11 protein-coding genes are annotated in these 13949 nt (G+C 72.4%); 6 read left to right on the top strand and 5 right to left on the bottom strand.

Going from position 1 to position 13949, the window contains the following annotated elements; translation table 11 throughout:
- Window position 1 precedes the first annotated feature (1 nt).
- Together JJQ90_RS16015 and JJQ90_RS16020 are read right to left on the bottom strand one after the other, a co-directional pair.
- Window positions 2-3865 carry a translocation/assembly module TamB domain-containing protein gene (locus JJQ90_RS16015; RefSeq protein WP_216877071.1) on the bottom strand — a complete coding sequence of 1288 codons (3864 nt, stop codon included), beginning with the start codon at window positions 3863-3865 and terminating at the stop codon, window positions 2-4.
- Window positions 3840-5717: an autotransporter assembly complex protein TamA gene (locus tag JJQ90_RS16020; RefSeq protein WP_216877073.1), complete on the bottom strand. Its 1878-nt coding sequence runs from the start codon at window positions 5715-5717 to the stop codon at window positions 3840-3842. Before JJQ90_RS16020 ends, JJQ90_RS16015 begins: the two co-directional genes overlap by 26 nt.
- Before the next feature lie 88 nt (window positions 5718-5805).
- Between JJQ90_RS16020 and JJQ90_RS16025 the strand changes: the two genes are divergently transcribed.
- Window positions 5806-6954, top strand: a complete 1149-nt coding sequence (locus JJQ90_RS16025) for an amidohydrolase (protein WP_216877085.1) — start codon at window positions 5806-5808, stop codon at window positions 6952-6954.
- A 146-nt stretch (window positions 6955-7100) separates the two neighbouring features.
- Window positions 7101-7442 carry a hypothetical protein gene (locus JJQ90_RS16030; RefSeq protein ID WP_216877087.1) on the top strand — a complete coding sequence of 114 codons (342 nt, stop codon included), beginning with the start codon at window positions 7101-7103 and terminating at the stop codon, window positions 7440-7442.
- Between the two features lie 3 nt (window positions 7443-7445).
- Here the strand turns inward: JJQ90_RS16030 and xth are convergent, their stop codons facing one another.
- The gene (gene xth, locus JJQ90_RS16035) at window positions 7446-8219 is read right to left on the bottom strand and encodes an exodeoxyribonuclease III (RefSeq protein ID WP_216877335.1); all 774 of its coding nucleotides are present in this window, start codon (window positions 8217-8219) and stop codon (window positions 7446-7448) included.
- 50 nt (window positions 8220-8269) lie between these two features.
- Entirely contained in the window at window positions 8270-8614 is a 345-nt protein-coding gene (locus JJQ90_RS16040; protein ID WP_216877089.1) for a HesB/IscA family protein, read from the bottom strand.
- Between the two features lie 111 nt (window positions 8615-8725).
- On the opposite strand from JJQ90_RS16040, the gene JJQ90_RS16045 reads away from it, so the two are divergent.
- The 4 genes from JJQ90_RS16045 to JJQ90_RS16060 all read left to right on the top strand — a co-directional run bounded on the left by JJQ90_RS16045 (window position 8726) and on the right by JJQ90_RS16060 (window position 13419).
- On the top strand, window positions 8726-9895 hold the full coding sequence (locus tag JJQ90_RS16045) for a deoxyguanosinetriphosphate triphosphohydrolase (protein WP_216877091.1): 1170 nt from the start codon (window positions 8726-8728) through the stop codon (window positions 9893-9895).
- A 73-nt stretch (window positions 9896-9968) separates the two neighbouring features.
- Window positions 9969-11036 carry an alcohol dehydrogenase gene (locus JJQ90_RS16050; protein ID WP_216877093.1) on the top strand — a complete coding sequence of 356 codons (1068 nt, stop codon included), beginning with the start codon at window positions 9969-9971 and terminating at the stop codon, window positions 11034-11036.
- Between the two features lie 27 nt (window positions 11037-11063).
- Window positions 11064-12461, top strand: a complete 1398-nt coding sequence (locus tag JJQ90_RS16055) for a cytochrome P450 (protein WP_216877095.1) — start codon at window positions 11064-11066, stop codon at window positions 12459-12461.
- A complete protein-coding gene (locus JJQ90_RS16060; protein WP_216877097.1) occupies window positions 12454-13419 on the top strand; it encodes a lysophospholipid acyltransferase family protein in 966 nt (321 codons plus the stop codon). Before JJQ90_RS16055 ends, JJQ90_RS16060 begins: the two co-directional genes overlap by 8 nt.
- Here JJQ90_RS16060 and JJQ90_RS16065 read toward each other — a convergent pair whose 3' ends face one another.
- Window positions 13420-13926 (bottom strand): cupin domain-containing protein, encoded by a 507-nt coding sequence (locus tag JJQ90_RS16065; RefSeq protein WP_216877099.1) that lies wholly within the window; start codon window positions 13924-13926, stop codon window positions 13420-13422. It abuts the gene before it with no gap.
- Between the last annotated feature and the right edge of the window lie 23 nt (window positions 13927-13949).

Below are 13949 nucleotides of genomic sequence, written 5' to 3' on the forward strand. Positions count from 1 at the left end.
GTTACCGCCCCCACTGCCACTCCGCCGTCACGCCCACCCGCTCCCCCGCTTCCCGGTCGCCCGTCTCGGCCTCCAGCTTGATGCGCGGCGTCAAATCCACCCGCACGCCGACCCGGGAGGACCCGCTTTCCGTCCCCTGCCGCACGCCGACGAAGACGCCATCGGCGACATAGCGCCCGGCTTCCAGCGTCGGCCCCGCGCGTTCCTCCGCGGCCGTGCGCCGCGCCGCCGTCTCCCCGCCGCCACCCACCGCCAGCCGGTCGAGGCCGAGTGTCTGGCGCACGCGGTCCAGAACGCCGGAGGCGCCGCCACCGGCAAATCCGGTGGCGCCGGCGATGGCCTGGGCGATCTGGGCGATCTCGAAGGGCGACAGCTCGCTGACCGGCCGGTCGAACAGCAGCCGCGCCAGCACCTCATCCTGCGGCAGCTCCGGCGTGGAGGAGAAGGTGATGGTCGGATTGCTGGGCGGGCCGCTGACATTGGCGCGCACGGTGGTGCCGCCGGTCTGGCTGATCGCCTCGAAATCCAGGTCGGGGATCAGCCCGCCGGAGAAATCCAGCCGCCCCCGGCTGAAGGTCAGGCGCCGCGCCAGGATCTGGAACTCGCCCCGCACCAGCGACAGATTGCCGGAGATGTCGGGCGCGTCCAGCGTGCCGCGGATCGCCAGCGTCCCGCCCAGCTCCGCATCCAGCCCGCGGCCGCGCACGAAAACGCCGCGCGGCGCGATGAACTGCAGGTCGAGCGCGATGGGCAGCCCGCCGCCGCCACCGGCGGGCGCCGCCGCATTCGCAGGGGCGCGCGGCGGCGGGGTGGCGCGGCCGGGCACCCGGCCGACCTCCGTCACCGGGCCGAGGCTGCGGACGCTGGCCGGCAGATCCTCCGGCACGCGGATGTCGGCCCGCCGCAGCCGCAGCGGGCCGGAGAGCCGCGCGCCGCTGGAGAGCATCCCGGTCAGCGCCAGTTCCGCATCCAATGTCGCCCGGATCAGGTCGGACGAGACAGGCTGCGCCCCCGTCGCGCGCAAGGCGAGGTCCACCGGCATGCCCTCCGCCAAGGGTGCCACAGTGCCGGTCAGGGCGACCCGGCCCTCGCCGGCGCGGCCGTTCAGTTCGAGGCGAAGCTGCGGCCCCTCCGCCGCGATGGTGCCGGCGAGCTGGGTCAGGGCGATGCCCTGAACTGCGTTGCGATAGGACCCGCCGGCAAGCTGTGCCTGCCCGCCCAGGACCGGCGCGGCGGTGGTGCCGCCGACCCGCAAGGCGAGGGTCATCCGCCCCGCCACCCGATCCGCGCCGGCCGCCAGCAGCGGCGCGGTCAGGGCGCCAAGATCGGCTGTGCCGTCCAGCGAACCCTCCAGCGGCCCCTCCGGCCCGCGCGGCAGGTTGGCGGTGGCGGTCAGGCGGGTGGCATTGCCGGCATTGGCGGTAGCGCGCCCAGAAATGGCGCCATCGCCACCGCGCCGACCCTCCGCCTGGATCTCCACCGCCGGCAGGCCGCGCGCCCAGGCGGCGTTGGACCGCACACCGGTGGCGCGCAGTGTGGCGGCGATCTCCGGCGCGGTGCCGGGGCCGGTGATGCGGGCTTCCGCCTGCACCCGGCCGCTCGGCGTCACATCCGGCAGCAGCGCGGCCAGCACGGCGAGGTCGGGGATCACCAGATTCGCGCGCAGGTCGGCCCGCGCCGTGGACCAACTGCCCGCCACGCTCAGATTGCCGCCGCGCCCGCTGGTCAGCGCCAGCGCCGCCACCTCGATGCCGCCATCGGGCCGCAGCAGGATGCGGGCGGGGGCGGTCAGGCGGAGGCTCTCGCCATTGGAGGCCGCGTTCAGCGTGGCGAGGTCCAGGCGCCGCACGCCCTCCGCCTGCTGCGCCAGCCGCCCGCGCGCCTCGATCCGCGCCTCCGCCACCTGGCCCGAAAGCTGGAAGGCGAGTTCGGCCAGCGTGCCCTCCACCTGCGCCACGATGTCGCGCAGGGCGGTGCCGGAGGCGGTCAGGCGCGGTGCGTTCAGCCGCAGATTGGCGCGCTGCTGGCCATTCTCCCCGGCCAGCACCGCCTCCGCCCGCAGGCTGCCGGCCAGCGGCGTGCCGGCGACGGCGGAAAGCGGGGCGAGGTCGGGCACGTTCAGCCGGGCATTGCCGGTGAAGATGGTGGTGGCGGTGTCCAGCACGCCATCGGCCACCAGCTCCGCCGGGCCGAAGCGGGCCGTGGCGGCATCCAGGCGCAGGCTGCCATCGGGTTGCGGCGCGCCGCGCAGGTCCAGCGCCAAGGGCTGCCCCTGGAAGCGGCCGCTGGCCTGGGCGTTCACGGCCAGGGCGGTCGCCGGATTGGCGATGCGTGCCTCCAGCGCCAGCGCCTCCAGCACCTGTCCGGCCATCTCCAGCCGGTCGGAGGCGGCCTGCACCGTCAGGCTGGGATCGGCCATGGGGCCGGTCGCGGTGCCGGTCAGGCGCAGCGCGCCGAGCAGACCCGGCGCCGCGCCCTCCACCGAGGCGAGGTCGGCGGCGAAGCGCAGGTCCAGCACCTCCGCCACGCGGCCGCTGGCCTCGGCCCGGATCGCCGCACCCGCGAGGGTGAATTGCGCGATCTGGTCGGGCGCCGTGGCGCGCAGCGTCACCCGAGGCGTGGCGCCCAGCAGGGCCATCACCGGATGCTGCGGGGAGGAGAAGCCGCGCGCGGCCAGTCGCGCATCCACCACGGGCGCCGCCAGCGGGCCGTCGATGCTGGCGTCGAGGTCCAGACCCTCCCAAGCCGCGACGCCCGGAGGCAGCAGCGCCGCGAAGCTGTCGGAACCGGCGAGCGCGGCCTGCACCCGCAGCGCGGCGGTGGCGAAATCGCTGGCGATGCGGCCCTGGGCGGCAACGCGCCCGGCGGTGCCGGAGACGGTCAGGCCGCGCAGGTCGATGGCGCCATCCGGCATGCGGCCGGCGTCCAGGGCCAGGTCCAGCGGCCCGGCCAGCGCGGCCAGCGGTCCCTCCAGCAGGCCGGAGGCATCGGCGGTGCCGCGCAGCTCCGCGCCCAGCCGGTCCATATCCGGGGCGCGGATGGTGCCGGCGACGTCCAGCGCCAGCCCCGGGCCGAGCGCGGCGCGCAGGGTGAGCGCGGCGTTCTCGGCGGGACCGTCTAGGGTCAGGTCCAACTCGATCGGCCGCCCCGGCTGGCCGATCAGCCGCGGGAGCAGCCCATCCACCGCGTCGCGCAGGTGGATCTCGGCGGAAAGCCGCCCGGTCTCCGGCCGCAGCGCGGCGTGCAGGGCCAGGCTGGTGGCGCCCTCCGGTGCGTTCACATCCAGACCGGCGGTGAGGCCGGAGGCATCCAGCACCGCCATGCCCTCCGCCCGCAGCCTTGCCGCCATGCCGGCCACGGCCTCGCCGAGGTCGATCCGGGCCAGTTCCAGCCGGTCCAGCCGGACCGCCAGGGGCAGGCTGGGCAGTTCGGGAAGCAGCGGGCCGGGCTCGGACGGCTCGGCCTCGGGCGCGGAGGCGGGCAGGCGGTGCAGCGCCAGGCGCTCGGCGGCCAGCAGGTTCACATGCGCCTCCCGCCGCAGCAGCGCGCGCGGGTCCCAGTCCAGCCGGGCGCCCTCCAGCTCCAGCCAGACGCCCTGGTCATCCGCCATGGTCAGCCGGGCGATGCCGAGGCGGCCGGGCAGGGGGCCGGACAGGCCTTCCAGCGTCAGGCCTGGGACAAAGGATTCCGCCAGCCCGGCGAGGCGCGCCCGCCCGCCCTCGGTATTGGCATAGAGCAGCGCGCCGCCGACCAGCAGCGGCGGCAGCAACAGCAGGGTCAGCACCACCCCCAGCAGCACGGCCACCCAGCGGCGGCGGCGCGGCCGGGCGGGCGCCGTCTCAGAAGGCCTGGCCAAGTCCGACATAAAGTCCATATCCATCATCGCCCTGCTGCTTGTTCAGCGGCACGGCCACATCCAGTCGCAACGGCCCAATGGCCGTCCCGTAGCGCACGCCAAGCCCGGCGCCGAAGCGCACCTCCTCGAAGCTCGGCGTCTCCGCCTGCCCGACGGAGCCGCCATCGAGGAAGGCGACCATGCCGAGCGCGCCGGAAATGCGCTGGCGAATCTCGACCGAGCCCTCCACCAGGCTGGCCCCGCCATTCGGCCGGTTCTGGGAATCCTGTGGCCCGATCGCCTGATAGGCATAGCCGCGCACCGACCCGCCGCCGCCCGCATAGAAGCGCTTGTCGAGCGGCACCGCGCGGTCGGCGCCGACCAGACTGCCCAGCGTGCCGCGCAGCGCCAGCACCGTGCCGCCACCTTCCACCAGGCTGAAATAGCCGCGCGCGCTGCCGATCGCCCGGGCGAAGCCGCCCCCCTCCGCCACATCCATATAGGGCGTGACGGTGGCGCTCAGCCGGTAGCCGCGGCGCGGGTCCAGCGGGTCGTCGGTATTGTCGTAGCGGGCGCCCATGACGAAGCCCGCCAGGGTGAAGGCCTGCATGTCGCCATCGCGGCCGATCTTGCCGGTCTCGAAGGTCGGACCGGCCTGAAGCACCCAGCGGGCGCCGAAGGGGCGTTCCAGCAGGGCGGAGGTGGTGATGGCGTCGCGGTCATAGGCGTCCAGCCTTTCCCGCAGCACCGCGGCATCCAGCACCAGGCTGGTGCGGCCGTCGAACAGGCCGGGCCGCCGCAGATTGGCGCCGATCCGGTAGTTGTTGTCCTCGGCGTCGCCGCCGAGGCGCGACGCCGAGGCCTCCAGCCGCAGCCGCTCCGCATTGCCGAAGACGTTGCGGCGTTCGTAGTAGACCGAGGCGGAGGGGCCGAAATTGGTCTCATAGGCCAGCGTCGCGCCCGCCGCATTGCGCGGCCGGTCGGTGAAGGTGAAGGTCACCGGCAGGCGGCCCTCCGCATCCAGCCGCGCCGCCGCCCGCGCCCGCACCGAATCGAAGGCGCCGAGGGCCAGGAGCTGGCGTCGAGTCGCCTCCTGCGTCGCGGGGGCATAGGGCTCGCCGGACAGGCGGTTGGCGATGCGGGCCAGAAGGCGGCGGCTGACGGCGGTGTCGCCGGCGATCTCTGGCGGGGCGAAGCGGGTCTGCGGGCCGGGGGCGAGGATCCAGGTGACGTCCATCGCCTGTTCCTCGTGGTTCACCAGCACCTCCCGGTCCACCACGGCGGCCAGCGGGTAGCCGGCGACGCGCAGGCGGTCGATCAGCGCCGTCTCGGCATCCAGCACCGGGCCGCTGCGGGCCGGATCGCCGGGGGCGATACCCGGGGGTGCGCCGAGCGCGGCAATGGCCGGCGCGGCCGCCTGCGCATCCGGCCGCAGGGCGACGCGGCGGATGCTGTAGCGCGGGCCTGGGGCGATGCGGACTTCCACCGGCACCGGCGCGCCCGGCGGGGCATTGGCCAGGCGTTGCGCCAGGCCCGCGGCATCGGCTGGCTCGCCAGCGACGCGCACGGTGATGACGGCGGCCCAATAGCCTTCCGCCCGCAGCACGGCATCCAGCAAGGGCGGCTCCCCCAGCGCGCGGGCGACCAGGCCAAAGGAATCGACCGGCGCCTCGTCGGACAGGCGGATCAGGCGGGAGGCCTGGCGCAGTGGCTCGTCCAGCGCCTCGACACCGCTGGGCATCAGGGTGGTGGCATAGGGGAGGTCGGCCGGTGCCGCCTCGGCGGCTGGCGCCGGTGGTTCGGCGGCCGGCTGGGCCAGAACGGGGGTCGCGGCCAGCAGCAGGGCGGGGATGAGGAGGATGAGTCGCAGGGGTTTTTTCACTTCTCGCTTAAGGAACAAAGCGTGCGGCCGGGGAAAGGGTTGCATCGCGGGGATGGAGACGAAGCCGCGAAACCGCTATCCTTACAGGATGGACACCGCATTCGCCGAGACGCTGACAGGCTGGCGCCGCCACCTCCACGCCCATCCGGGCCTCACCTTGCAGGAAAGCGCGACGGCCGCCTTCGTGGCGGAGAAGCTGCGGGAGATCGGGGTGACGGAGATCACCACCGATTTCGGCGGCCATGGCGTGGTGGCGACCCTGCGGCGCGCCGGCGGCAATCGCAGCGTCGGCCTGCGCGGCGATATGGACGCGCTGCCGATCCAGGAGGTGAACGAGGACCTGCCCTATCGCAGCACCGTCCCCGGCGTGATGCATGCCTGTGGCCATGACGGCCACACCACCGCGCTGCTGGGGGCGGCGAAGTTGCTGCTGGCGGATCAGGGCTGGTCCGGCACGGTGCATCTGGTGTTCCAACCCGCGGAGGAAGGCGGCGGCGGTGCCCGCAGCATGATCGCGGAGGGGCTGTTCCAGCGCTTCCCGATGGACCGCATCTTCGGTTGGCATAATTGGCCCGGACTGCCGGTTGGCACCATCGCCGTGCATGACAAGGCCGTGATGGCGGCCGGCGCCCGCTTCGACATCACCTTCGACGGCCATGCCGCCCATGCCGCCCTGCCGCATCTGTCGCGCGACCCGATGGTCGCCGCCGGGCATTGCATCGTGGCCTTGCAGAGCATCGTCGGCCGCAATCTGGACCCGCTGGCCGGCGGCGTGGTCTCCGTCACCATGGTGCAGGGGGGCGAGGCGCAGAACCAGATCCCCGCCCGCGTCGTGCTGAAGGGCACCGCCCGCTGGCTGGCCGATTCGGCCGGGGAGGCGATTCGGGAAGGCCTGCATCGTGTGGCAAAGGGTATCGCCGCCACCTGCGCCGTGACCGCCGAGGTGGGCTGGCGCCAGGGGGTGGAGGTGACGGCCAACAGCCCCGCCGAGCGCGAGCTGGCCGCCGCCGCCGCCACCGCCGTGGCACCCACCCGGCGCGACGTGCCCCCGGCCATGACCGGGGAGGATTTCTCCTGGTTTCTCAAGGAGGTACCCGGCGCCTTCGTCTGGATCGGAAATGGCCCGGCGGAGGGTGGGCGGGAGTTGCACAACCCGCATTACGACTTCAACGACGCGGTGCTGCCGACCGCCAGCGGCTTCCTGGCGGAGGTCGCGAAACGGGCGCTGGGGGGCTGATTCGTCCCTGGATTAAGGCGGCTCCGCCGCAAAAGGCCTTGGCGCCGCCGCGATCGCGCCTGAACCGGGACATGACGGCGGGGTTAACTGCCCATCAAGCGGCAGGGCATCCGAGAAACCAGCCCGCCGCAGGGGAGTCCCCGCCCATGCGCCGCCTCCGCGCCTTCTTCCTGCTGCTGCCGGTGCTGCTCTTCGCGCCGGGCTGCGTGGTCGCTGCCGATGTCACGCCCGTTGGCGGCTACGGCTACGGCTATGGCTACGGCTATGCACAGCCCTATTACGCGCCGGCCCCGCGCTACTACGCGCCGCGCCCGGTCTACCGCCCGTATTACGCCCCGGCGCCCCGCTACTACGCGCCACCGCCGCGCCATTACGCGCCGCCCCGCCACTATGGCCCGCCGCGCCACTACAGCCATGGCGGCGGTCGTGGCTATGACCGGGGGCATGATCGGGGCCGGGGCCGCGACCATGGTCGCGGCCACCGCTGAGCCTCAATCCGCCAGGTCGATGAGCACGGGTGTGTGGTCCGAGGGCTGTTCCTCCGCCCTTGGGTCCACATCCACCGTGCAGGCTTCCAGCCGTTCCGCCAGCTCCGCGCTCAGCAGCGCATGGTCGATGCGCAGCCCGGCATTGCGCTCGAAGGCGGAGCCGTAGTCCCAATAGGTGTAGATCCGCTCCGGCAGCGGATGCAGGGCGCGCAGCGCATCGGTCAGGCCGAGATGTTCCAGCGCCCTCCAGGCCGCCCGCGTCTCCGGCCGCACCAGCGCATCGGTCGGCGGCAGGGTCCCAGGCGCCAAATCCTGCGCCGCCGGGCAGACGTTGAAGTCGCCCAGGATGGCGAGCGGGGTGAAGGCATCCAGCCGCGCCTGCGCCAGCCGTCGCAGCCGCTCCATCCAGGTCAGCTTGTAGAGGTAGCCTTCATCGCCGCCGGAATTGCCATTCGGCAGGTAGATGCCGGCAGCATGTATGCCGGCGGCCTTCACCTCGATGAAGCGGGCCTGGCTGTCGGCGTCGTCGCCCGGCAGGGCTTCGGACACCACCTCGAAGGGAATGCGCGCCAGCACCGCCACCCCATTGCGGCCGCCCGGCTGGCCCACGGCCCGGAATTGGTAGCCGGAGGCGGCGAGCTCCACGCCGGGAAACTCCTCCGTCCGGCATTTCAGCTCCTGCAGGAACAGCAGGTCGGGCTGCTGCCGGGCGAGGAAGCGCAGGATATGCGGCGCCCGCTTGCGGACGGAGTTCACGTTGAAGCTGGCGAGGCGGATCATGGCGCGCAGACTGCCTGCGCCGCCCCTCTTTGACTACCCGACTTCGGCTACCCGACCGAGAAGCTGGTGCCGCAGCCGCAGGCACTGACCGCCTGGGGGTTCTTCACCGCGAAATGCGCGCCGATCAGCGCCTCGGTCCAGTCCAGCTCCGCGCCGGCCAGCAGTTCCATGCTCACCGGATCGACGAAGACCCGGCCCGGGCCTTCGGCCACCACCAGATCGTCCTCGGCCGGGGCGTCCTCCAGGTCGAAGCGGTACTGGAAGCCGGAACAGCCCCCGGCATCGACCGCGAGGCGCAACCCTGCCCCGGGCTTGCCCTGGCGTGCGGCGATCTCCGCCACCTGGGCGGCGGCGCGCGGGGTGACGCGGAAGGGAATGATGGCAGTGTCCATGGTGGGCGGATGCTCCTTGCCATGAAGATAGGGTGGAAACGCCCGGGGTTCCAGGCGCGACAACCGGCCGGGCCTTTCCGGCGGGGGCGGGGCGGTGCTAGGCCGAAGGGCATGGATATCAAGCGGCATGCGGACGGGCTGGCCCCCTGGGCGGTCCGGGCCGAAACCTCCCGCGGCCGGCTGCATGCCGAGCCGGGCGGGGGCGCGCGTTCGCCCTTCCAGCGCGACCGCGACCGGATCATCCACGCCACCGCCTTCCGGCGCCTGCAATACAAGACCCAGGTTTTTGTCTACCACGAGGGCGACCATTTCCGGACGCGACTGACGCACAGCCTTGAAGTGGCGCAGATCGCCCGCTCCATCGCCCGCGAACTGGCGTTGGAGGAGGATCTGGCGGAGGCGTTGGCGCTGGCGCATGACCTCGGCCACCCGCCCTTCGGCCATGGCGGGGAGGATGCGCTGGATGCGATGATGAAGCCCTATGGCGGCTTCGACCACAATGCGCAGTCGCTGAAGGCCGTCACCCGGCTGGAAACCCGCTATGCCGGCTTCGACGGGCTGAACCTGACCTGGGAGACGCTGGAGGGCCTGGCCAAGCACAATGGCCCGCTGCGCCGCCCCAGCCCCTTCATCATCGAATACGACCGCCTGCAACCGCTGGACCTGACCACCCATGCCGGGGCCGAGGCGCAGGTGGCGGCGCTGGCGGATGACATCGCCTACAACAACCACGACCTGGATGACGGCATCCGCGCCGGCCTGTTCACGCTGGAGGAGGCGGTGGAACTGCCTCTGGTGCGGGAGGCCCATGCCGAGGCCATCCGCGCCAACCCCGACATGCCCCGCGACCGTGCGACCGGGGAGGTGGTGCGGCGTGTCATCAATGCCATGGTGAACGACACGGTGGCGGAGACGCGCCGCCGCATTGCCGCCCTGGCGCCGGCCAGCGCCACCGATATCCGCGCCCATGACCGGCCAGTGGTCGCCTTCTCCGACAGCATGATGGAGGCGAATAACGAGCTGCGCGCCTTCCTGTTCCAGCGCATGTACCGCCACTGGCGGGTCAATCGCACCACGCAGAAGTGCAAGCGGGCGCTGCAACTGCTGTTCTCCCTGCTGCATGGGGAGCCGCGGCAGTTGCCGCCCTGGTGGCAGGCCCGGGCCGGGGAGGCGGGCAGCCCCGCCGCCGCCCAGGCGGTCTGCGACTACCTGGCCGGCATGACCGACCGCTTCGCGCTGGAGGAGCACCGGCGCATGACCGATCCCTCCATCCCGGGCTGACAGCGCCTGGCAGCGGCTTGACCCCGCGCCGCCGCAATGGTCGCCTGGGACCGCAATGCGGAGGGACGTCAAGATGAAAGCCTGGGCCGTTGTCGAAGCGAGCAAGCCGCTTCAGGAGATCGAGCTGCCGACTCCGGAGCCCGTGGGCCGCCAGGTGCTTCTGGAAGTCACCCATGCCGGCGTCTGCCATTCCGACATCCATGTCTGGGAAGGCGAATGGGACCTCGGCAGCCGCGGCAAGATGAGGCTGTCCGATCGCGGCGTGAAGCTGCCGCTGGCCATGGGGCATGAGACGGTGGGCCGCGTGGTGAAGTGGGGACCCGAGGCGGAGGGGCAGGGGCTCGAAGTCGGCCAGCTCCGCATCGTCTTCCCCTGGGTCGGCTGCGGCACCTGCGCAAAGTGCCAGGCGGAGGAGGACAATATGTGCCTCCAGGGCAAGGCGCTCGGCATCTTCCAGAATGGCGGCTACGCCACCCACATCCTGGTGCCGGAGCCGCGCCACCTTGTCGATCCGGGCGACATCGACCCGGCGCTGGCCGCGACCTATGCCTGTTCCGGCATCACCGTCTTCTCGGCCATCAACAAGGTGATGCCGATGCCGCCCGACGTGCCGATCGTGCTGGTCGGCGCCGGCGGTCTCGGCCTGCAGGCGATCGCGGTGCTGAAGGCGATGGGGCACCAGCGCATCGTCTCGGTCGATCTCAGCGCGGAAAAGCTGGAAGCGGCGCGGCAGGCCGGGGCCTCCGACACCTTCCAGCCCGGCGGGGAGGATACCGTCCAGCGTCTGATCGCGCTCTGCGGCGGGCCGGTGGAGGCGATCATCGATCTGGTCAATGGCAGCCAGACCGCGCGCATGTGCTTCGACGCGCTGACCAAGGGCGGCACGCTGATCCAGGTGGGGCTCTTCGGCGGCGAGCTGACCGTGCCGCTGCCGGTGATGGCGATGCGGGCGCTGACGGTGCGCGGCAGCTATGTCGGCAATCCGAAGGAGCTGCGGGAGCTGGTGAAGATCGCCCAGGGCGGCGGGCTGCCGGGCATCCCCATCACGCGGGAGCCGCTGCGCAATGCCGACAGCGCCCTGCAACGGTTGCGTGAGGGCAAGGTGACGGGCCGCGTCGTGCTGACGGCAGAGGCTGCGTAGCCCGCGAAGGCCGTGTTAGGCTCGGGCATGCTGACCGATACGGCTGCCCCGCCGACCACGGCGCCCTATGTGCCGCCCTTTCCGCCGCGCCCGGAAAAGGGCCTGCCGCTGCGCCAGATGCTGAAGCTGGCGCGGGAGAACTGGCTGGCAATCTGGGCCCAATCCTCCTTCGAACGCGACGTCTATGGCAGCCGCCTGCTGACCCGCGACGTGGTGGTCTGCAACAGCCCCGACTCGGTGCATTACGTCTTCGTCGAGCGTCATGAGAACTTCCAGCGGAAAAGCCCGCAGCATCGCCATGCGCTGATCCCATTGCTCGGCGACGGGTTGTTCGTCAGCGACGGGCCGCTGTGGCGGGAGCGTCGGCGCGTGGTGGCGCCCGTCACCCATGTCTCCCGCCTGGCCGAGCTGGCGCCCGCCATCACCGAGGCCGCCATGGAGCGCCGCGATGCCTGGCGCGGCTTTTCGCCCGACCGGCCGGTGGATGTGCTGGCGGAGATGGGGCACCTGACCGCCGAGATCATCTGCCGTACCATCTTCGGCCGTGCCCTGGGGCGGGATGCGGCGAAGGAGGTGGTGGCCGCCTTCGCCGCCTACCAGGCCTGCATCGGCCAGACCGATATCCTGTCGCTGCTCGGCCTGCCCGACTGGTTCCCGCGCTACCGCAGCGCCGCCGTGCGGGAATCGGCGCGGCGCATCCACCAGGTGGTGGATGGGCTGATCGCCGATATCCTGGACCGGCCGGGCGAGGGCGAGGCCTCCCTGATCCGCGCGATGTCGGAGGCCAAGGTCCCCGGCACCGACCGCCCGATGGACCGCCGCGCCTTCCGCAACGAGGCGATCGTGCTGTTCATGGCCGGCCACGAGACCACGGCGAATACCCTCGCCTGGGCGCTGTTCATGCTGTCCCAGGATTCCGGCAGTGCCACCCGGCTGGTCGAGGAGGTCCGGGGTGCTCTTGGCGACCGGGTGGCGACTCTCGCCGACTTGCCGAAGCTGCCCTTCACCCGCGCGGTGGTGGAGGAGACGTTGCGGCTGTATCCCCCCGTGCCGCTGCTGTCGCGGGAGGCGCTGGGGCCGGACCGGATCGGTGACCGGCCGGTGCGCAAGGGCACCATCATTTTGGTCAGCCCCTGGCTGCTGCATCGCAAGCCGGGCCTCTGGGACCAGCCGGATGCCTTCATCCCAGACCGCTTCATGCCCGGCGCGCCGAAGCCGCCACGCCACGCCTATATCCCCTTCAGCACCGGCCCGCGCATCTGCACAGGCATGCATCTGGGCCTCGCCGAGGCGACCATCTGCCTCGCCGCCCTGGCCGGCAACTTCGGTCTGACGCTGGAGCCGGGCACGCAGGTGATGCCCGTGGCGCGGCTGACGCTGCGCCCCGGCGAGACCCTGCCGATGCGGATCGCCCCGCTTGGTTGATCTTCTCTACAAGGCCCCGCCCTGGCGCTGGGCGGAGCGCCAGGCGCTGGCGCGCTACTGGCTGCGCGACCCGATGCAGGGGCTGGCGGATTGGCTGCCGCACCAGGCCATGCGGCTGCTGCCGACGGAGGGCGCTTCCGCCGTCGGCGCCAGGCTCGGCCTGCGCGGCGGGCGCAAGCGGCAGGTCGGCTCCGACCGGGTGCGCGCCTTGCTGCGGGAATTGCGACCGGAGGCATCGGCGGAGGAGATCGAGAGGCTGCTTACGGCCCATTGGTCGCATGTCGGCCGCTGCTTCGGCGAATTCGCCGCCTTGTCGCGCTTCCGGGCGGAGGGGCGCATCGCGGTGGAGGGGGCGGAACATGTGCTCGGCCCCTGGCATGCCGGCCGGCCGCTGATCGTCGCCGGGCTGCATGTCGGCAACTGGGAGGTGGTGCATGCCGGGCTGGCCATGCTCGGCATTCCCTTCCACGCCATCTACCAGCGCCTGCCCAACCGCTTCCGCATGCGCATCGCCGACCGCGCCCGCAACCGCAGCCGGACCTCCGCCGGCAGCGGTGCCGCCGTGGCGGTGGCGCCGACGCTCGGCGCGGTATTCGAGGCACATCGCATCCTGGAAGCCCGCGAGGCCGCGCTGCTGTATTACGTGGACGAGTTCTGGGAGGGGCGGGTTCATGCGCCCTCCCTCGGCCGGCCGCTGCGGATGGATGGCAATATCATGCGCGCCGTGCGGCTGGCCGCCGCCACCGGGGCGGCGCTGGTGCCGGCCTATGCGCTGCGGCTGGGCGATTCGGCGCGCTTCAGCCTGACCTTCCTGCCGCCGGTCGAGATCGGCCCGCCGGGGCGCGGCCGCGCGGCGGTGCTCCAGGATATCGCGGCGCTGGACTGGGTGGTGGAGGGGGTGGTGCGCGCCCATCCCGAGCAGTGGTTCATGGCGCATGTCTTCCAGCAGGACCGGTAGCTACCGGTAAGGCTGCCCTGTCACGGGGTCGCAGGGCGGGTCGGGCGTGGCGGGAATGGCGTGCAGGGCGCGCTCACGCTCCCCGGGGCGGGTGGTGAACTGCTCGGGTGGGTCGCCGGGCGGGTAGGCGCCGACCACCAGCAGGTCGTCCGACTGGCCGAGATTGCGATGCGCCGTGCCGGCGGGCAGCACCACCACGTCGCCGGCCGTAAGATCCAGCGTCACCCCGGCCTCCGCCCCCAGCCTGACGCGCACGCTGCCACGGGCAATGGCCAGCGCCTCATGGGCGTTCGGGTGGTAGTGGTCGAAGTCGTAGATGCCGTTGCGCCAGGCGGGCGGCCAGCCATGGCGGGCGAACAGCGCCTCCGCCGCCGCCGGATCGTCCGGCGGGGTGGCGCCACGATGCAGCAGCACGGGAAGCCGGGGATTATTCGGGATCTGGCCGCCCTGGGCGGCGCTGTCCGGCAGCATCAGGCGCTCCGCGCCATCCGTGCCACGTTCATGCATCGAAGCCTCCCAAATCGATGGGG

Origin of the sequence: Falsiroseomonas oleicola, assembly GCF_019029495.1 — a bacterium.
In the GTDB taxonomy this organism is placed as follows: Bacteria; Pseudomonadota; Alphaproteobacteria; order Acetobacterales; family Acetobacteraceae; genus Falsiroseomonas; species Falsiroseomonas oleicola.